Source organism: Mesorhizobium abyssinicae (assembly GCF_049887195.1).
Classification (GTDB): Bacteria; Pseudomonadota; Alphaproteobacteria; order Rhizobiales; family Rhizobiaceae; genus Mesorhizobium; species Mesorhizobium abyssinicae.
The window spans coordinates 1-19,816 of the sequence record NZ_JARAKC010000014.1 but is presented as its reverse complement, the minus strand read 5'-3'; the positions used below and the strand labels follow the sequence as shown (position 1 = coordinate 19,816).

At 64.7% G+C, this 19,816-nt stretch carries 16 protein-coding genes; 3 read left to right on the top strand and 13 right to left on the bottom strand.

Annotated features, from left to right (window positions below):
* Window positions 1-89: 89 nt before the first annotated feature.
* Window positions 90-3,464 (bottom strand): AAA family ATPase, encoded by a 3,375-nt coding sequence (locus PU724_RS24510; protein WP_354424251.1) that lies wholly within the window; start codon window positions 3,462-3,464, stop codon window positions 90-92.
* A 166-nt stretch (window positions 3,465-3,630) separates the two neighbouring features.
* Between PU724_RS24510 and PU724_RS24505 the strand changes: the two genes are divergently transcribed.
* Window positions 3,631-3,951, top strand: a complete 321-nt coding sequence (locus tag PU724_RS24505; RefSeq protein ID WP_354424372.1) for an Hpt domain-containing protein — start codon at window positions 3,631-3,633, stop codon at window positions 3,949-3,951.
* Window positions 3,952-3,981: 30 nt separating this feature from the next.
* On the opposite strand, the gene PU724_RS24500 is transcribed toward PU724_RS24505, so the two are convergent.
* The 8 genes from PU724_RS24500 to PU724_RS24465 all read right to left on the bottom strand — a co-directional run bounded on the left by PU724_RS24500 (window position 3,982) and on the right by PU724_RS24465 (window position 13,650).
* Window positions 3,982-5,409, bottom strand: a complete 1,428-nt coding sequence (locus PU724_RS24500; protein ID WP_187331447.1) for a glycosyltransferase family 2 protein — start codon at window positions 5,407-5,409, stop codon at window positions 3,982-3,984.
* Window positions 5,406-6,443, bottom strand: a complete 1,038-nt coding sequence (locus tag PU724_RS24495) for a HEAT repeat domain-containing protein (protein ID WP_127311022.1) — start codon at window positions 6,441-6,443, stop codon at window positions 5,406-5,408. The genes PU724_RS24500 and PU724_RS24495 overlap by 4 nt, the downstream gene beginning before the upstream one ends.
* A 2-nt stretch (window positions 6,444-6,445) precedes the next feature.
* A complete protein-coding gene (locus PU724_RS24490) occupies window positions 6,446-8,161 on the bottom strand; it encodes a YaiO family outer membrane beta-barrel protein (protein ID WP_426213658.1) in 1,716 nt (571 codons plus the stop codon).
* 35 nt (window positions 8,162-8,196) lie between these two features.
* The gene (locus tag PU724_RS24485; protein ID WP_127285144.1) at window positions 8,197-8,583 is read right to left on the bottom strand and encodes a response regulator transcription factor; all 387 of its coding nucleotides are present in this window, start codon (window positions 8,581-8,583) and stop codon (window positions 8,197-8,199) included.
* 250 nt (window positions 8,584-8,833) lie between these two features.
* Window positions 8,834-9,214, bottom strand: coding sequence for a response regulator (locus tag PU724_RS24480; protein WP_354424247.1), 381 nt, complete (start codon window positions 9,212-9,214; stop codon window positions 8,834-8,836).
* Between the two features lie 5 nt (window positions 9,215-9,219).
* Window positions 9,220-11,661: a hybrid sensor histidine kinase/response regulator gene (locus PU724_RS24475; RefSeq protein WP_354424245.1), complete on the bottom strand. Its 2,442-nt coding sequence runs from the start codon at window positions 11,659-11,661 to the stop codon at window positions 9,220-9,222.
* A 189-nt stretch (window positions 11,662-11,850) separates the two neighbouring features.
* Window positions 11,851-12,654, bottom strand: coding sequence for an alpha/beta fold hydrolase (locus PU724_RS24470; RefSeq protein ID WP_354424243.1), 804 nt, complete (start codon window positions 12,652-12,654; stop codon window positions 11,851-11,853).
* 72 nt (window positions 12,655-12,726) lie between these two features.
* Window positions 12,727-13,650 (bottom strand): Lpg1974 family pore-forming outer membrane protein, encoded by a 924-nt coding sequence (locus tag PU724_RS24465; RefSeq protein ID WP_292107137.1) that lies wholly within the window; start codon window positions 13,648-13,650, stop codon window positions 12,727-12,729.
* A 175-nt stretch (window positions 13,651-13,825) separates the two neighbouring features.
* Between PU724_RS24465 and PU724_RS24460 the strand changes: the two genes are divergently transcribed.
* Window positions 13,826-15,022 carry a cytochrome P450 gene (locus tag PU724_RS24460; protein ID WP_292107135.1) on the top strand — a complete coding sequence of 399 codons (1,197 nt, stop codon included), beginning with the start codon at window positions 13,826-13,828 and terminating at the stop codon, window positions 15,020-15,022.
* On the opposite strand, the gene PU724_RS24455 is transcribed toward PU724_RS24460, so the two are convergent.
* The 3 genes from PU724_RS24455 to PU724_RS24445 are packed head-to-tail and all read right to left on the bottom strand — an operon-like array spanning window position 15,011 to window position 17,154.
* Window positions 15,011-15,829 carry a Stf0 family sulfotransferase gene (locus PU724_RS24455; RefSeq protein ID WP_354424241.1) on the bottom strand — a complete coding sequence of 273 codons (819 nt, stop codon included), beginning with the start codon at window positions 15,827-15,829 and terminating at the stop codon, window positions 15,011-15,013. The genes PU724_RS24460 and PU724_RS24455 overlap by 12 nt on opposite strands.
* A 27-nt stretch (window positions 15,830-15,856) precedes the next feature.
* Window positions 15,857-16,726, bottom strand: coding sequence for an alpha/beta hydrolase (locus tag PU724_RS24450; protein ID WP_354424239.1), 870 nt, complete (start codon window positions 16,724-16,726; stop codon window positions 15,857-15,859).
* Window positions 16,723-17,154: a hypothetical protein gene (locus PU724_RS24445; protein ID WP_128274106.1), complete on the bottom strand. Its 432-nt coding sequence runs from the start codon at window positions 17,152-17,154 to the stop codon at window positions 16,723-16,725. Before PU724_RS24445 ends, PU724_RS24450 begins: the two co-directional genes overlap by 4 nt.
* A gap of 136 nt (window positions 17,155-17,290) precedes the next feature.
* On the opposite strand from PU724_RS24445, the gene PU724_RS24440 reads away from it, so the two are divergent.
* Complete coding sequence (locus PU724_RS24440) at window positions 17,291-17,830, top strand: dihydrofolate reductase family protein (RefSeq protein ID WP_292350466.1); 540 nt, start codon at window positions 17,291-17,293, stop codon at window positions 17,828-17,830.
* Window positions 17,831-17,991: 161 nt separating this feature from the next.
* On the opposite strand, the gene PU724_RS24435 is transcribed toward PU724_RS24440, so the two are convergent.
* Window positions 17,992-19,816: MSCRAMM family protein (locus tag PU724_RS24435; RefSeq protein ID WP_426213657.1), on the bottom strand; the 1,825-nt coding region annotated here is incomplete at its 5' end.

The following is a 19,816-nucleotide window of genomic DNA, read 5'->3' as shown; positions in this document are numbered from 1 at the left end:
GCTTGATATTTTGAACGCGTGGCACTGACTCAGCGCGAGATCGGTGTCCGGAATGCGCCAGCACCGGACATTGCATGGCTGGCATGTGATCATGCCCCCAGCTTGTCGAGCAAGGTCTTGGCCTCTTTCAGATCGAGCGTGTCGAAGCCCTCGGTGAACCAGCCGTAGGTCGGCGCGAGCAGGTCATGCGCCTCGGCGCGCTTGCCTTGTTCGGCCAAAAGCCGCGCAAGCGATGTGGCGGCGCGGAGCTCCCAGGATTTGGCACCTTGCTGGCGAGACCGTTCGATCGCCTGGCGGAACGAGATTTCGGCCTCGCGGCAATCGCCTGGTTCCGCGGCAGCGCATAGGGCACCCCGGAGCCGCAGCAATTCGGCATGGCACCACTGCTCGCGGGTCCGGTTCACCTGGTCGAGGGCCCGATCGATCAGACGCACGCCGTCGGACGCGCGATTGACGCTGCCTAGCACCTCCCCGAGCAGTCCCATCGTGTACGCCTGCGTCACCTGCGTTCCGACGGCCTGCATCCGGGCCAGGCTATCCTCGATCTGGGCGATCGCCCGCTCGTTATGGCCCTGCTTCGCCGAGAGCCATCCCTTCTGCTGGGCGGCCATGGCAGTCCAAAACGGATACGCCTGCTCGGTCGCGAAGGTGAGCGCACGCTCGTTTTGCTCCTCGGCTTCGGGCACCTCGCGCCGGAATATTCGTAACCACGCTGCCCATGTCAGCACGTAGGCACGGCTGAAGGGGTGCGCCAATCGCTCGGCCAAGGCAAGAGCGTCTTCCATCCGGGCCAGCGCCTGGTCGGGGTAGCCGAGTTGCCAAAGCACCGCCGACCCACGACACAGGCAAATCGGTCCGGGATCCTGGCCGTAGAGGGCGAGATGGGCTCGATGTCGCTGTGGGCGATACGATTCGGAGGCCAGCTCCAGATGTTTGCGTGCCTCCCTGAAGGCGCCGCGCCAGGAAAGGCCGACCCCCCGGGCATAATGGGCTTCGACCACCCACACGGGATCGTTACTCTGCCGGGCAAGGTCGAGCAGCCGTCCGCTCAGCTCGTGCGCCGACGTCAGTTCGGCGCGCGTGGCCGAGTAGATGGCCAGGCCGAGCAGAACCGGGAAGAGATCCGCATCTTCCGGCATCAGCTCGCAAAGGCGGCGCGCGCGAGAATATACCTGCTCGACCTCGGGATTTGCGTAGCCACTCTTGGCGGCGAGCACGCGGCCCAGCACCGTTAGCGCTGCGAGCTCACGCCGCTGGCGCTCCGGGCCCGCGGAGAGCGTTTCGATCAGGTTCAGCGCTTTCTGCAGATGGTTCTGGGCCTCATCGTTGGCCGAACGGTGGTTGGCGCTCTCTCCCGCGCGCTGCCAGTAGCCGATGGCCTGAAGCGAGAGGCCTGCAGCCGTATAGTGCTGAGCCACGATCTCCGGCTCGTGTTCGACGACCTCGCCGAAATGCTGCTCTAGCGCGTGGGCGATCCGGGTGTGCAGTTGCTGGCGGCGACTGCGCAGCAAGGTGGCATAGGCGGCATCTCCCACCAATGCGTGCTTGAAGATGCACGTCGCGTGCGGCGGCCGGCCGCGCGCGATCACGAGCTCGGCGCCGATGAGCTGGTCGAGGGCGCCCTGCAGTTCCCGTTCCTCGCGCTGCGCGACGGCCGCCAGCAGCTCATAAGAGAATTCGCGGCCGATGGCGGCGCCAATCTGCGCGACCTCCCGCGCCGGCATCACCAGTCGATCGAGCCGCGCCACCAGAGAATCCTGCAGGGTTGCAGGGATCGCCAACGGTGGCAGCGGACCCGAGAGCGCGTAGCGGTCGCCTTCATCGGTCAACACGTCGGATTCGATGACCGCCTTGGTCACCTCCTCGAGGAACAGGGGCACGCCGTCTGTCTTGGCCACCATCTGCTCGAGCAGCCCGCCCGGCAGCGCCTTGCCACCGGTCAACCGCTCCACCAGCGCGGCACCCTGCCGGTGGCTTAGGCGGTTCAACGCGAGCGAGGTGACCCGCGGGTGGCCGATCCACCGCGGCTCGAACTCAGGGCGGAAACTGAAGATCGCCAACACTGAAAGGCGGGGGATGTGCGGGACCAATCGGTCGAGAAGCTCCAGCGACGTTGGATCAATCCAGTGGATATCCTCGAAAACCAACAGCACGGGCTGGCGGGCCGCCAGGCCAACAAGCTGCCGGATCAGCGCCTCGAGGGTGAGCTCCTTCTGGCGCTGAGGGCTGAGGTTCAGAGGTGCGTAGCGGCTGCCCACGGGGAGCGAAAGAAACGCCGACAACAAAGGGGCGTCATCCCGGACCTTGCCTGTAGAGCGCGCCAGGAGGCGCTCCAGCTTGTCGAGTTTCACGCTCGGCGGATCGTCTGGGTGGAAGCCAGCCGCGCGGGTGAGCTGGACGATCGACGGGCGAAGGGCGCTGTTTGCGTGGAACGGCGAGCACTGGCAGCGGATGCGGATGTGCGGCCGGTCGCGCAGACGCTCTCGCAGCGCCTGAATCAGGTGCGACTTGCCGATGCCGGGCTCACCGGAGAGCAGGACCACCTGCCCTTCGCCGGACGCGGCCTTGCTCCAGAGTTCCGCGAGCAGGGCAAGCTCGTGCTCGCGCCCGACCGTGGGGGCGAGGCCGCTCGTCGCGCGCGCTTCGAACCGGGTCTCGGCGGCACTCTCGCGAAGCACTCGCCACGCGCGGATCGGGGCGTCGAACCCCTTCAGCTCGTGGAAGCCCAGGTCGGCGAACTCGAACAGCCCGCCGAGCAGTCGGCGCGTCGCGAGCGGGATCACGATCTCGCCGGGCGCCGCCAAGGCCTGCAGCCGCGCCGCCAGGTTCGGCGACTCGCCGACCACCGCTTCCTCCTGCGCCGCTCCTTCGCCGATGAGATCGCCCACCACCACCAGCCCCGTAGCGATGCCGACGCGCACCGCAAGCGCGCCTTGTGCCGGGGTCGCGAGCCTTGCGATCGAATCAACGACCGCCAGCCCGGCCCGCACGGCTCGCTCTGCGTCGTCCTCGTGCGCCTTTGGATAGCCAAAATACACCAGTACGCCGTCGCCCATGTATTTGGCCACAAACCCGCCAAAGCGACGCACGGCCTCCGCAACGCACTTCTGATAGGCCGCAATCACCTCCCGCAAATCCTCAGGGTCCATTTGCGCGGAGAGTGCTGTCGAGCCGACAAGGTCCGAGAACATCACGGTGACCTGGCGGCGCTCGGCGGTGTCCTTCGCTGCGTTGTCGACTGCCAGAGGCGCATCGGATAAAAGCGGCGTTGGTGCGCCTGCTTGAGCGCGCAAGGCTGCGATGGCGTCGAGCAGCTTACGACGGTGTCCAACAAATCCGACGCCAAGATCCTTCAAATCCTCGGCCGTCAATATCGGCAGGATCGTCTCGTCGATCTTATTCTCGCGGAAGGCGTCCTCATACTGTTCGAGGTCAAGCCTCCGCAGCCAACCTCCGACGTCCATGGCGGCGCCCCTGGCTTGCCCACCCACCGCATGATCCACCAGGGGAGACAGCCTGTCTAGGAGCAGGTTTTGAATGACCGGTTGGCTCAAATCCGGGCATCATGCCGCCTGAGCCAGGCCACAGCGACGAGCAGCCCCAGCCCGCCATTCCAACCCACCCCGCTTTCTGCTTGAATACCCCCTCACCCAGCCGCGGAGCACCCCCATCGCCACCGATCCCTTCGCTCCTCTGCGCCAGCGCTTCCTCGCCCGCTGCGCCGATCAGCTCGCCGAGCTGAAGGCCGCGCGTGAGGCTCCCCTGCCCGGCAACGATCCGCTGATCCGGCTCGCGCACTCGCTCGCGGGCGCGGCCGGCACGTTCGGCTTTCCGGAGATCAGCGCCAAGGCGTCGGCTCTGGAGACGCTGCTCACCGAGCAGGCGGACGGCGGGGCGGTTGGCGCGGCGCTCGATGGGCTGATCGCGGAGGTCGAGCGCACATTGCAATGACGCGGCCGGTCGTGCGCCGCCCAGCCGCGCCTATTTCTTGGCGCCGCCGAGGCCGGTCCGGGTCATCTCGCCCCAGCCCTGGTTGCCGCGCAGGAACTGCCACCAGCCCTTCACGCGCCAGAAATTGTTGAGCTGGCGGTAGCCGAAATTCTCGATCACGGCGACCGCCGTCAGCACGGCAAGGTCTCGCGCACGTGGGAAGCGCTGCAGTTCGGCTTCTTCGAGCACCAGCGAACAGACGCTGACGCAGACGCCGTAGGTGAAGACGAGCGAGGTGAAGGCGAGCAGATATTCGCCGGACAGGATGCCGAGCAGCCAGAAGGCCGGGATCAGGATATAGCCCAGCACCTCGGCCACCGGGCCGAGCACGTCGACGATCAGGATGTGGCCGAAGCCGAGGAAGCCGACGCGGCCATAGCGCGGGTTGAACAGCATCGAACGGTAGCGGAAGAAGCATTCGAGCGCGCCGCGCTGCCAGCGCGTGCGCTGCCTGGCCAGCACGCTCAACGTCTCCGGCGCCTCGGTCCAGCACACCGGCTCGGGGACGAACTGGATGCGGTATTTGCGCTTGGTATCGCGCATGTGGCGGTGCAGCTTGATGACGAGGTCGAGGTCCTCGCCCATCGAGCCCTTGGTGAAGCCGCCGACCGCCACCACTTCGGCGCGGCGGAACATGCCGAAGGCGCCGGAGACCAGCATCAGCGTGTTGATGCGGCTCCAGGCCAGCCGCGCCATCAGGAAGGCGCGCAGATATTCGACCACCTGCAACAGCGGTAGCAGGCGCCACGGCAGGTGCACCTCGCGCACCCTGCCCGCCTCGATCGTCGAGCCGTTGGCGATGCGGATGGTGCCACCGACGGCGATGGTGCGCTCGGGGTCGTCGATGAAGGGTTGCGCGGCGCGCATCAGCGCATCGGGCTCGAGGATGGAGTCTCCGTCGATGACGCAGAAGACCGGCGCGCGGCAGACATTGATGCCAGCGTTCTGGGCGTCGGCCTTGCCGCCATTCTCCTTGTCGACCACGAACAGCCGCTCGGTCATCGGCGAGGAATAGAGGCCGCGGATCGGCTGATGCGCCAGTTCCTCCTCGTAGGGCCGGTGGAACTTCACCAGCCTGAAGGCGTCGATCAGGCGCTGCAGCGTGTCGTCCTTCGAGCCGTCGTTGATGACGATCACCTCGAAATTCGGATATTCGAGCGCCAGCATGGAATGGACGCTCTCGACGACGTTCAGTGCCTCGTTGTAGGCGGGCACCAAAAGCGCGATCGGCGGCGCGACGTCGCCATAGCGGTGCCAGAGCAGCGCCGAGCGCGCCACCGGCGGGCGCATGGACAGCGCGTAGGCGGCGACGATGAGCTGCAACAGGTAGATCGCCGTTTGCGCCAGCCCGGCCCCGATGATGAACCAGGACAGGATTGAGGCTGTCAGAACGATCTGGTGGCTCCAGTCGGCGATCATGTGGCAGGGCCCTCGGCAAGGATGAGCGAGGCGGTGCGCTGGCTGCGCGAGACGTCGCTGGCGGCCATCGCGCGCAGCATCTTTTCGCCGGGCTGGCCGAAGGAGCGCAGCGCGTTGGCGGCGGCATAGCGCACGGTCCACACCTCGTCGTCCATCAGCCCGGCGAGCGTCGCAGCGAGTTCGCTGAGGCCGAGGCGGCCGGCGGCGTCGGCGGCGTCGGCGCGCACGTCGAGGTCGTCGCTCGCCATCGCGCTCGCCAGGATGGACGGCGCGTCGGCATGGCCGGTCAGGCCGAGCGCGCGGAGCGCGGCGGCGGCGACCTCGGGTGAGGCATCGCCGGCGAGGCTGGCGAAGAAATCGGCGAAGCCGAAGCCGCCGGCGCGGGCCAGCGCTTCGATCGCGGCCGCCCTGACGACTGGCACGCCGTCCGCGCGCGATGCATGCACCGCAAGCTCGTTGAAGCGCGTCCGCGGAAAGCGCCTGAACAGCTCGATGACGCGCCGCGAGCGCTGCCCCGCCACGCCGATATTGTCCAGTACGAAGTCGAGCAGCGGCAGGCTGCCGAGATCGCTGAGCGCGATGGCCGCGGCGATCCTGACTTCGCGCGAGCGGTCCTCGGCCAGCGCCGAAAGCAGGCGTGCCGACGCATCCTCCGAATCCAGCGCCGCGAGCATCTCGGCGGCGTGGATGCGTTCGGCGACGTTGCCTCGTTCAAGCTGCCTGCCGACACGGGCCGGCATGCCGCATTCCTTGAAGGCGGCAAGGACGTCGTCGTGCTCCGCGCCGCGCAGCAGCGACAGGAATTCGAAGCCGGCATTGATCGCCACCCCGGCCGGCACCGCGAGGATGGCCGCCTTCAGGGCCTCGCGGTCGCGGTTTTCGGTGAAGGCGATCAGCGCCGTCAGAAGCTGGCGCCGCTGATCGGCGTTGGCCGTGCCGCGGCGCTCCTGCAGCACCCGGCGCAGGATCAGGATCAGCATGATCGCGATGGAAAGCGCGCCAAGCAGGATGGAGAGGTCCCAGACGTACCACATGGTCAGAACCGCGCGGTCAGGCCGAGCCCGACGATGGTTCGGTCGAATGTCGGGCGTTGCTCATGCGCGATGCTGGCGCGCAGCGTCAGCGGATCGGTGACGTCGAAGGAAACGCCGCCAAAGACGGTGCGCGTCGGCACCAGCGTGCCGTCGGAGATTTCGGGCGCGTCGGCGTAGCCGCCGAAGACGTTGAAGCGCTGCGTCACCGCAAGGTCGGCGCGCAGCATATAGCCGTCGGCGCGGGTGCCGATGTCGTCCTCGGCATGCACCCAGCGGGCGGACAGCCCGAGCCGGCCGTCGAGGATGTAGCCCTGCACCCAGGGCGAGACGGTGGTGACACCGGCGTTGGCGAAATCGTCGTAGCGGGCGTCGATGTTGAGCGAGACCGGTCCGAACGCTTTCGCCGGCGCCACGACCTGCCAGGACGCGCCAGCGCCGATCGAATAGCGCGCGAGGAAATCGGCATCCGGCGTCGCTGCCGCCAGCGCATAGGCGGAGAAGGCGGGCGAGAACGCCTCGTCGATGCGGCCCTCGATCTGGACGTCGGTGTGGCCGTAACGGGTCGCCACCCGCGTGCGGCCGGAAAGGGTCGTCGCCGGTGACAGCCGATAGGCAAGGCCGGCCGCGCTGTCGGTCCAGTCGCCGAGGCCGCCCGTGAGGTCGCTCACCTCCGTGCCGATGTCGAGCCGCCATTTGCGCGGCGGCGGTACCGCCAGCCGCTGCTCGATCTCGGCCGAGCCGGGCTCGATGGCGAGCGCCTGGTTGTAGGCTGCCCGCGCGGCCGCGTCGTCGCCCTCAGCGCGACGGACATCGCCGATCCCGACCAGCGCCTCCGCATTGCGCGGATCGCTCGCAAGCACGCGATCAAATGATTGCCCGGCCCGCGTGTAGTCCGCTTCGAGAAGAGAAATCCTGGCGTCGAGGTTCAGCGCCTCGACATTGTCCGGCGCCGTGGCCAGCACGTCATCGACAGTTAAGCGGGCGCGCGGCACGTCGCCCTGCCAGATCGCCAGGCGGACCTTGCCGAGCCGGGCGTCGAGCAAGCCGGGCTTGATCGCCAGGGCCCGGTCGAAGAACTGCCCGGCCTCGTCGAAGCGCTGGCCGGCGCCAGCGACCAGGCCAAGGGCGACCAGGACGTCGGTGTTCCTCGGCGACAGCTTTAGGGCCCGGCGATAGGCCCGCTCGGCCTCGGGCAGCTTGCCCGCTGCCCTGAGCCGCCTGCCCTGCTCCATCAGCCCGGCGACGGGATCCGCCCGCCGCAGCGGCGCCTTTTTCGCCGGCGCCGCTCCGGGAGCCGGCTTTGGCTTGTCGCCGGCCGCCTGCTTTGCCTTGCGGATGGTCTCGACCAGCGTGGCGGCATCGGCATTGCCGGGCTCGGCGCCCGCGACCTTCTCGGCCAGCGGCAGCGCCGCATCCAGATTGCCGGACCGGAACTCGACCTCGGCCAGGCCGAAGCTGGCATCCATATAGGCCGGGGCGAGCGACAGCGCCCTGGAGAAGGCGTCGCGCGCGGCCGGCAGATCGTTGCGGCCGAGCTCGACGAAGCCGAGCTGCACCAGGGCATCGGCATTGTCGGGCTTCAGCGCCAGCGCGCGCTTGAGCAGGTCCGCCGCCTCGTCGAAATGCTGGGCCTGCCTCGCCTTGACGCCGGACGCGTAAAGCTCGTCGACCGTCTGGGCCCATGAAACACCGGGAGGCGCGGCCATTGCCAGGAACATGCATGCGGCAAGGGCTGCGCGCCGGCTTCGCCGCATCAGCGTTTCTTCCGCGCGATCAGGCGCGCCAGCCGGGCCAGCAGCTCCTCGGGGATGAACGGCTTCACCAGATAGTCGTCGGCGCCCTTTTCGAGCGCCGATACGATGTCCTTTTCGGCCTTGCGGGCGGTCAGCATGACGACCGGGGTTTCGGACAGGTTGGGGTCGCCCTTGATGCGCGCAAGCACCTCGATGCCGTCCGCCTTGGGCATCATGGCGTCGAGCACGATGATGTCGGGCCCGTCGCGCTCCGCCTTCGAAAGCGCTTCGGCCCCGTCCACCGCCTTGATGACCTCGTATCCCTTCGCCCGCAGCCTGAATTCCATCAGCTCGAGCAACAAGGGATCGTCATCGCAGATCAGAACTCTTGCCTTCGCTCCATCCACCTGTGCTGCTCCGGTTCCATCGCCCCCCGGAGTGATCAATCAACGAACCGCCATCCGCCAATGTGGTCCACGCCCATAGTTCCGCGCGGGCCGCAGGCCCGCAACACCCGTGCGATCATAGTTATAGCCGATTCGCGACGGCCGCATTTCGCTACAATCAGTAGATGAATAAGTCGGCATGGTATATGAGCCGTAAACGGCGCCGTACAGCTTCCCGCCGATGCGGCCGCCGGGAAGCCCGAACAGCCCGTCAGCGCGCGCGCAGCGCCAGCAACTTCCCGACCTCAGCGGCGAGCGCCAGCGGGTCGAAGGGTTTTGCGATGACCCCGACCGCCCCCATGACCAGATAGTGTTCGACCTGATGCGTCTGGGTGCGCGCCGTGATGAACGCCACGGGTATCGATGCCGTGAGCGGCGAGGCGGCCAGCCGCTTCAGCGTCTCCGGCCCGTCCATGTCCGGCATCATCACGTCGAGCAGGATGAGGTTGGGCTGCCAGTCGGCGGCGACCGCCAGCGCTTCGGCGCCCGAAGAGCAGGACCGCACCTCGAACCGAGGCTCGAGCTCCAGCGACATCTGCGCGATTTCGCGAATGTCGTCCTCGTCGTCCACATAGAGGATCCTTGCCGACATCAACGTCACTCCCCTGCTTGCGCGGCGGATTTCGCCGCGTTGCGAGACGCAACCAACATGCGCCGGACCAGCTTGGCGACATCGATCTCCGACGCCTTGGTCTTGGTCATCATCGCCTGCACCCGGTCGCCGAGCTTCTCGTCCATCTCCGCCGCCGAGAACACGATGACTCTGGTTTCCTGCGGCAGATCGATGAGCAGGTCCAGCCCCGACCCGTCGGGAAGCGCGATGTCCAGGATGACCAGGTCGAAGCGATGCTTGGCGACCGCCCGCCGCGCCTCCTGCAGCGTTTTCGCCGAGGCGATCAAGACGTCCGGACCCAGCCCCGCCGACATCACGGCAAGCACGCCCTCGTCGTCCTCGACGTGGAGGATCCTCGGCCTGCGCTCGACCTTGCCGGCGACGATCTTGGAGAGAGCGGCGTGGAGCCGCTTCGAGTCCACCGGCTTCTCCAGCCAGTCGACGATGCCGACGGCTGTGCCGTTGAGTGAGCGCTTGGCCTCATCGGCGACGGCGGAGATGACGATCACCGAAATGTCGGAATTCACCGGTGACGACCTGATGTCGTGGAAGAGCTTGATGCCGGATTCACCCGCCAGCCTGATGTCGAGCGTCAGCGCCACATAATCACGGGAGCGCAGCAGCGCCATGGCGGTGTCGATGTCGGGGGCGACGTCGCTGGAAAAGCCCTCCGCATCGAGCAGTGCTGCGATCACCGCCGCGACATCGGTCTCGTCCTCGCAGATGAGGACACGCAGGCGGCCATCGCGCGGCCGCGACCGGCGCTCTGTCGAAACCGGCTTGTCAGGCTGCCTTTGCGCCTCGGCGAGATCGACGTGGAACGAGGTTCCCGTGCCTTCCTCGGTTTCGAAGGAAACGGCGCCGCCGAGCTTTTCGACGATGGTCTTGACGATGCTCAGGCCAAGGCCGGTGCCGCCCTGCTTGCGGGTGCTGGAGGCGTCCGCCTGCTCGAACTTGCCGAAGATGCGGCTGCGGAATGCCTCGGGAATGCCGGCGCCCTGATCGATCACCGAGATGCGCAGCATGTCGCGATCACGGCGCTCGAGTTTCACCGTCACGGTGCCGTCGGCATTGGAGAACTTGATCGCATTCGACAGCAGATTGGCCATCACCTGATGCAGGCGATCCTCGTCGATGTTGGCCTCGGCGCGCGGGGCATCGTCGACCAGGACGATGCGGATCCCGCCGTCGGCCCGGTAGTTGGAGCTGGCGGCAATGGCCTGCTCCAGCAGGGGGCGGACGGGCATCTGCTTGATCTTGAAGGCGATCACGCCCGATTCGATCTTCTCCATGTCGAGGATGTCGTTGATGAGAAGAACCAGCCGCTCGCTGTTGTTGTGGGCGATGTTGATGAGGTTGGCGACCTTTGGCGGCAGCTCGCCCGCCACGCCGGCCGCGATCAGGCCGAGCGAACCGCGGATCGACGTCAGCGGGGTGCGCAATTCGTGGCTGACCGTCGAGATGAAATCGTTCTTGAGCTGGGTATTGCGTTTCTGCTCGGTGATGTCGCGATTGTAGGTGATGACGCCGGTGATCTTGCCGGCCTCGTCGCGGAACGGCGCCTTCAGCGTGTAGAGCCAGCCCTGCCTGCCGTCCGGGAAAATCGCCGGCTGGTCGATGCGCAGCGTCTGGCCAGCCTCCAGCGCGCCCATCTCGTCCTGCCGGAAGCGCTCCGCCACATCCTTCGGGTAGAAATCGAAATCCGTCTTGCCGATCAGGTTCTCGACCGAGGTGGCGTTCACCATTTCGGCGGTCGCCGGATTGGCGGCGATGAAGCGGCCGTCGACGTCCTTTATGTTCAGGCAATCCGGCAGCTCGCGAACCATGGCCCGGTAGATCATGTTGGACATGACAAGATCGCGCCGCCGCTGCTGGCGGTCGAGCAGCACGCTGACGATGATGGTGCTGAGGAAGCGGAACACCAGCGACGGGAACGTGCTCTGCTGCACCATGCCGGCGACGACTTGCGGGGGAATGACCAGGAGCGTGATCAGTCCGGCGAGAGCGACCGACACGCCGAGGCCGAATATGTCGAAGATGGTGCGCGACCGGGCCGCGACGATGTGATGCCAGGCAATGCCGACGACAGCCGTGATGAGGATGCCCACGATCCCGATGCTTGCGCCCTGGCCGCCGAGATGGATGCGATAGGCAATGGAGCCGGCTGTGGCGATGACCATGGCTGGCCATCCGCCGAAGAAGGCGGCGGCGGCGATGAAGGCGGCGCGCAGATCGACGATGAAGCCGGAGACGGACAGCGCCGTCGCCATGGAAATGACCGCGCCCGTGCACATCACCACGCCGAGAACCAGCGACTGCCTGCGCTGCGAGAGACGCCCGGTAAAATCCGCCACAAGATCCCAGGCGACCACCAGGATGGAGACCAGGGCAAGATTGGCGAGGAGTGAGCGCCAGATATCGGTCATGACTTTCCGGCTCCTTTTTTCCGATAGATACCGGCAAAACCTATCCGAGGTCTAAAGAGCCGTGGACCGGTCTGAGCGACAATGGGACAGGCCGAAACGCCGAATCGGCGACCAATGCGAAGCGTCAGGCCGACGCGATCATCGCCCAGCGAACGGCATATGTCGACGACATCCGGCCGTGAAATGGCTTCAGGCGAGGTGGCGGAAGTTCGACAGCGGCTGCGCCACCCAGGCCTCGATCTCGCGCGTGACGAGGGCGGCAGCCTGTTGGTGGATGAAGTGGCCGGCGCCGGGCAGCGCCAGCACGGAAGTGACGTTGTCGACCTCGCGGAACGTGCCGTCGAAGGCGCTGGCCGGAACATAGGGATCGTCGGTGCCGAACAGGGCAAGGGTCGGCGCCCTGATCAACGGCAGCGGGCCGATGTCGGGCACCCTGCCCAGCGGAATATTGGCCCTGTAGTAGTTCAGCACCGCCTCCGGATCGCATTGCCGAAGCGACGCCACGAGCGCCTGTCTGTCGTCCGCGTCGGCAACCCAGCTGGCAAGCTCGTCCGGCGTGGGCAGGGCTGCCACACCGGCTTCCTGGAAGCGGCGCACGTAACCGAAATATCCGGAATTGGCTGGATCGGCTATGGCCCGAAGATAGTTGCGCGGATGGGGACTGGAGAGAGTTATGAGGTGGCGTACCGCCGACGGCACGCGCATGGCCAGCCACCAGGCGATGGTTCCTCCCCAGTCGTGGCCGACGATTGAAGCCTGGGAGAGTTGTTCTGCCATGAGGATGGACAGCACGTCTTGGACGAGGTTCGGCAGCAACGCGTAGTGTGCATGTCCTCTCGGCTTGTCGCTTAGCCCGAATCCGCGCAGATCCGGCGCCAGGACCCTGAAGTTGCCGCATAGAGATTCGATCTGACGGCGCCAGCCAAGACCATGGTCGGGAAACCCGTGCAGAAAGACGATCGGCGGGCCGGAGCCCGCCGCGATGTAGTGCAACCTAACGTTCCCGTTCGATGCGAACCTGGACTCGAAAGTCGTAACCGAAGCCACCCTGACCGGCCGCTGCGATCACATCTTGACTTCGAGGCGCAGGAACGGCCCCTGGAATACCTGGTTCTCGTGGTCGGCATTCACAAGAAGGTTGTGCCATGCCTCGATCTTGTAGCCTGCGGTCAAGGTCGTGTTCGGCATCGGCGTCCAGCTCAAGCCGGCCGACGCATCGAGGTTAGAGACCGTTTCGCTCGAGCTCTCACTGAACAGCGTTGCGGAAGCATGCATGTCAGGGTTTGTTTGCGTGACACTGCCGCCAACACGGTTGGTGCGGCGGCCCCACATCACGGAGCCCGAAACGGCGCCCGTCAGGCCCCAGTTCTCGCCGACCGGGTAATAAGCCTCGGCACCAACCCTTGGACCGATGCCCCAGTATTCGGACGAGCCAACCTTGTCGGCGGAAATGCCCTTGTCGGCAGGATTGTCAGGCGTAAACGTCTCGGAGAAGTCGAACACCTTTTCGTCCGCATGTGCGATCCGCAGGCCGCCAAAGAAGCGGATGTCAGCCTGCTGTGCCTTGACGTGCTTGCCGACGTCGAAATCGAACGCCTGAAAGGCGTAGCCGTCGCCGTAACGAGCGCTAATGGTACCGTCTGGATCGGTGACAGGCCCCTCGCCAAGGAGGATCGACCGGTGCTTGCCGACATGAAAGGTGCCGGAAAGACGCCAATCCAGCCCCGGGGAAATCTGCTTGGTCAACGCTACTGACCCGGAGATGTCGCCGTTGCTGTTGCCCAGCTTGTCGCTGCTGAGCTTGTCGTCCTTGTGGACATTGTTCCAGAAATAGGCGCCTTCGAACGACATCTTGATGCGCGCATCGATGACCGCCGGGTCCGATGGTTGCGCCTCGCCGGCATGAGCCGTGGCGACGCCGATGGTTGTCACGGAGGCGGCCGATGCCGCCACCGTTGCCAAAAGTTTGCCCTGTACTTGAGCCCGCATGCTTATCCCCACCCCAGATTCTCGCGGCTGCCAATATTGCAGAGACTCGGATAACGGCCTATTGCCGAGAGGATGCCCCGACACTTTGCCGCGTCAGTGTAACATCTTTGCAACAGCAATAAAAAACACAATGACTAGAGATGGTTAGCGCCAGACGATGACAAACGGGGGCTTCTTGGACAATCCAGCGCAAATTGAAGGCTTTCTGAACAATCTCGCCTACGCGCTCTTTGCCCAGAGCGGGCAGATCACCCCCGAGCCTCGTGAAATCGGCAATCTCACGGTCTTCGACCACCCAGACGCGGTCGACAGGATCGCCAAGGCCCCGAACCTGTTTCGCAAGAACTTCTCGCTGATTTCCGCACTCGGCTTCAGCCGCTTCAACACCAATGACGAGGAGTGGGCGACAAGGCGCTCAATCACGCAAGACAGTTACCTCGCTGCGGCGAAGCCCGCCCAGGTGCAAAGCGTGTCCGATATCTTCGCCTCGTGCTTCAGCGTCTGCGAAACGTCCCTGGCGGGCATCCAGGAGGCGCTGTTCGCTGGCGCCCTGACCATCTTCTATCAGGCGTTCAGACTTGTGGCTGAGCCCCGGTCGACGGCGGCATTGCTTGACCGGACCCGCGAGGTGCTGCGCCGCCTGCAATATTACTCCTGGGTCACGCCGACCGATGCTGAGCGCACCAGCGTCATCAGCGACGCCCGCGCGGTCATAGCCGAGTTCGGAGCGCAGCTGATGGCGGACCCACGATCGGCCGCCCAAATGCGCCGCTTCTCCGAGAAATCAGGCGGAATCGACAGCTTCTCGCCCATCGAAGAGTTCGTCATGAACCTTTTCGCGGGCGTCGAAACCACCGTGACGACGGTGCTGTGGGTGATCGACAGGCTCGGCGCCAACCAGAAAGTACAGGAGCGTATCCACGACGAGATCGCCGGGGCCAAGGCCGATACGCCGTTCACCGACTGCTTTATCAACGAAACGATGCGGTATTTTCCGCCCATTCCGTTCCTGACGCGCGAGGTGAGCGCCGACACGGTAATCGACGGCGTGGCGCTGAGGGCCGGACAACTCATCATGCTTTCCATCGTTGGCGCGCACCAGCATCCCGAGTTCTGGGAGAATCCGCGGACATTCGATGCCAGCCGCAAGGAATTCATCGACAATAGTTTCGACCGTCGCGCCTTCATCCCGTTCCTGACCGGGCCGCGCATGTGCGGCGGCGCACGCCTTGGCCGGCTCGAGGTCGAGCAAGCGGTTCGCGCGGTGGTGCGGCAGTTCGCATTCGCCCGCACCGACGACATCATCCGCTTCGACTATGCGCTGGCATTGCGTCCGGCGAGCGGCATGGCGGTCGTGGTGTCAAGGCGCTGACAAGGGCCGGTCCGTTGCGCCAGGCATGTCGCGCCACAGGTCCCGGATCAGGCTTCCGAATTGCCTTGCGATGATCCTCTTCATGTCCGCATCGTGCTGATAGCGCGCGCTTGCCTCGATGGCGGCCTTGTCCAGATCATGGGTCGGAAACCAATTTCGCATTGTCGTTCGCACATTCTCGTACGGGCTGGCGACAAAATCCTCATAGGCGACATCGACTACCCTCATGGGATCAATGGTCGAGAGGTAGTTCCGCCACATGACCTCACAGTCGGCGATATGGCGCACCGTATCGATGACCGCCTTCTGGCTTATCGTCTTCAACTTGGGGATTCCCGGCAGCGTATCTCCGCCATCGAACGGTTGCCCGGTATAGAGCATCGCAAGCAGGCTCACGGTCTGTTCAACCTTGTTGCGTCGGGACAGGAACACATAAAATGACCTTGTATCGTCCTGGCCGATCGCGTTGCGCGCGAAGTTCAGATTGCCTGCGAACAGCTTTGCCGCGAACACGCCATTGACCGAGCGTCTTGCCAGAAGTTGCCGTCCGTATGACGCTGCCGCGCGATCGAGTGCCGGGACGTCGATGGCATCGTGGCCGGTCCAGCGGCGCAGGAGCGGCAGCGCAAACTGCCACTGGAAGTACTCGGTCGGCAGACCGAGCCCGAAATGCTTCAGCACCCGACAGTAGGAATGGCCGGCTGTTCGGGGCGTCGTGCAAATCAGGATCTTGATCGGTTTGCCATCCGACCCAGCCTGATCAAAAGCAGCCGATAGCAGCTTTCCGTATGCTTCCTCGAAGTGCATTGCCGATCCCCCAAAGGCAGCGCCAGTTCAAACGGCGGATAGGAAACCCAGGATCAAGAAAGCCTGATCAATCGTCATCAGCGAGGGCGGGCTGCCCGCATCAATGTTGTCGACGATACAGATGTCTGGCCGGACGCGACGCGTCCGCTCCAAGGCGCTCCTGTCGATGAATTCGCTCTTTCGCCCATACATCAGCAACATGCGCGCATCCAGCTTGGCCACCATGGGAAACAGGTCGTATGCACGTCCGGTCATTGTCGCGAAATTCTCGGTCGCGGCCGGATCATAGGCCAGCCGAACGCCTTCGGTGCCGCTGGTGATGCGGTTCTCGATGTAGCGGCTTAGAACCGCTTCCTCGACGGAGCCCATCTCAGCGCTTGCGGCACGCAGATAGTCCCTCGCCGCGGCGCGCGTCTCGAAGGTCAGCGTGCTTTCCCGGATGACCGCGTCTCTCAAGGCGTCGACCTTCGGGCCGCCGGTCATGGGAACATCATTGAGGACTATCCGATCGACACGGCCGCGGTTTGCATAGAGGAACAGGGTCAGGATCAGCCCGCCCCATGATGTGCCGATGAAGTGGTTCTCCTTGCCGGCAAACCGACCGAGCGCGCGCAAGCACCTGGAATAGAGATCGATGTCGTAACCCGCACCAAGAAACGCGCTGCGCCCACGCCCAAGCAGATCGGGGCAGATCACCAGATAGCCGTTGCGGCAAAGAAAGGTCGCGAGATAATCGAAATCGGCGCCGTTCCCGGTAAAACCGTGGAGGCAATAGACTGTCCCACGAGACTGGCCGGCCGGCTGCCAAATGCGCACGAACATCGACGCATAACGGTCGCCGAGGCGGATCAGAATCTCCTGGGTGAGCCCCTCGCCGGGCGCGGCCTGGTCCATCATGCATCCCGCTTGCGCACGGCGCGTTTCATGGCGCCACGGGCATCGATGAAGTCGCGCTTCCAGTAGACCGACTTGTCGAGGTTGAGCAGTTTCGCCTCCTTGATCAGCGGCAGGATGTGCGAGGACGAGCGCGTCGCCATAACGGTTGCGGCAATTGCGCTGCCGCCAGGATCGGGATTAAGCGGGCCATTGTTCGCGACCCATGTTTCGGCGATCTCGCGGCTGGTCACGACCCAGCCGACGTAGGCGACGATAGCATCGTCAATGGCGCCGATAAGATGGGATTGCTGCTCGATCTGATAGCGCAACGACTTCACCATCTGGCCAAATTCGTAGCCGTCGAACGGCGGATGGTGCGCAATGAAATTGCAGACCAGACCAAGCGAGAACGGGTTGAACGGAACGCGGGTGAAAAGAAGCTTGCTCATACGGACTCAAGGTGTTTCAAACGGGCGCGAGATTATGATGAGGAACCGGGGCGAGCTAGAGGGAAAAGAGCGAGGCGAATAGCTGTATCGTCGCGATCTTGACTGCAAGAGTGGCTACTGCCGACGGGAGAGCATCATGAGAAAGCTCATCATCACGGAGTTCATCAGCGTCGACGGCATCGCCGAGGTCGAGAAGTTGCCGAACGTCACCTGGAACGACGAGATGAACGCGTTCAAGGAGGACGAACTCGCCGACAGCGGCGCCATGCTTCTCGGCCGCACGACCTACGAGATCTTTGCCGGTTCATGGCCCTCCGAAACCGGTGACTTCGCCGACCGCTTCAACGCGCTGCCGAAATATGTCGCCTCGACCAGCCTGCAGGCGCTCGACTGGCAACCGGCGCAATTGCTCGCAGGCCCCCTGCCCGAAGCGGTCGCCAGCCTGAAGCAGACAAACGGCGGCAACATCTATGTGCATGGCAGCTTGAGCATTGCCCGGCAGTTGCTCAGTCACGGGCTCGTCGATCGCCTGAGGCTGCTCGTCTATCCGGGCGCCGTCGGCCAGGGAAAGCCGCTGTTTCCGACCGAGGAGCCGCTCGCGCTGGAGCTGATCTCGGCCGTCCCGTTCAGCAATGGCGTGGTGGCGCTGGAGTATGCGCCGGTCGCGAAGGGTTAGTAGCCTGCTCCAAAGGCTGGGCATCGCCGGGCCAGGAAGCAGCGCGGCGCCGCGGACGTGAAGGCTCCGCTCTGTCTATTGCTTTAGGAAAGCTGCCGTCATCGAACGATCGGGGGCAAGGAGCCCCCGATTGCTGTTCGGACGAGATTTACGCCAGCTCGTCAGATGAGGAAGACGCTGGCGTCCGGATGCGTCTGGTTGTTCATCGCATCGAAGGCGTTGGCGATATCGTTGATCCCCGGTTGACCGGTCAGGCCGAAGTTGGAGGTCGGGGCGTTGGTGTCGTTAAGGACGTCCCGCACCGCGGCGGTCACCTCGCCCGGTTGCAGCGTGTGGTCGTCGTTCGTGTCAATCTGATTGAGAATTGCGATGATGGCCGGGTTCGAGCTGGTCGCCGCGGAGAAACTGAAATTGAGTTCCGGTTTACCGCCGGGGCCGTCGGGCACGGCAGTGACGGCAGCGGAGAGATACGCCGCCGCCGAGGAGCGTTCGAGGTGGTTCACCCCACCGCCCTTGGCTCCCAACGCGTCCGCGATCGAGGGCGTTCCTGGAATCTTCGACAGGTTCTGGAACTCGAAGATGGTCTCGAAGGAGGTGTTGGAGTTCCAACCCGAATGGAACTCACCCAACTCCTGGTTCAAGATATCGATGTGGTTCTTCCAGAAGCCAGGCGTCAAGCCCTGGCCCTCCGGTGGCAGGAAGTTGGTGAAGTCGTTGCCAGTGTCAACGCCGCCGCTGCCGGGATTGTCGACCGTCTGAACGAGGATCCCGGTCTGCTGGGAACCGGCCGGCACTACTTCGTAGATGCTCTTGCCAACATCGGCCAGCGTCAGTCCGCCGATCGACCAGGCGCCGCCGGCCCCCGTCGTCGTCGAAAGGTCCACGCCTGGATCGAACACGTGATTATCGTTCTCGTCGATGTAGATCGTCACAGGATCGTGCGACCATGGAATGTCGTCCGCCGTCTTACCGTTGCCGGTCAGGTCCTCGTACTTGGTGCCGGAGACTGAGAAGAACTTGAAGTTGACGAAGTCCTGGTCGGTCAGGTTCTGGCCCGATGTCAGGCTGTCCTGGTCGATCTGCACCGGGCTGACATTCGTCCAGCCCGACTGGCTCTCTTCCTTGATCAAATAGTCGCCAGGCAGCAGCCCGGTGAACTGGTAGAAGCCGTTGGCGTCGGTGGTGGTCTGCGCCACCTGCTCGACCGCATCGGCGACGTTGTCGTGGTTGGCGTCCTTGTAGAGCGTGATCGTCCAGTTCTCGACCGGCGTCTGGTCATCGCTGGTCGCCAGGCTGCCGTCGGCATCCTCGAGCTTGTGGCCCGAGATCGAGCCAAGCTCGACATTGACGAAGTCCTGGTCGGTCAGGTTCTGGCCCGATGTCAGGCTGTCCTGGTCGATCTGCACCGGGCTGACATTCGTCCAGCCCGACTGGCTCTCTTCCTTGATCAAATAGTCGCCAGGCAGCAGCCCGGTGAATTGGTAGAAGCCGTTGGCGTCGGTCGTGGTCTGCGCCACCTGCTCGACCGCATCGGCGACGTTGTCGTGGTTGGCGTCCTTGTAGAGCGTGATCGTCCAGTTCTCGACCGGCGTCTGGTCATCGCTGGTCGCCAGGCTGCCGTCGCCATCCTCGAGCTTGTGGCCCGAGATCGAGCCAAGCTCGACATTGACGAAGTCCTGGTCGGTCAGGTTCTGGCCCGATGTCAGGCTGTCCTGGTCGATCTGCACCGGGCTGACATTCGTCCAACCCGACTGGCTCTCTTCCTTGATCAAATAGTCGCCAGGCAGCAGCCCGGTGAATTGGTAGAAGCCGCTGGCGTCGGTCGTGGTCTGCGCCACCTGCTCGACCGCATCGGCGATGTTGTCGTGGTTGGCGTCCTTGTAGAGCGTGATCGTCCAGTTCTCGACCGGCGTCTGGTCATCGCTGGTCGCCAGGCTGCCGTCGGCATCCTCGAGCTTGTGGCCCGAGATCGAGCCAAGCTCGACA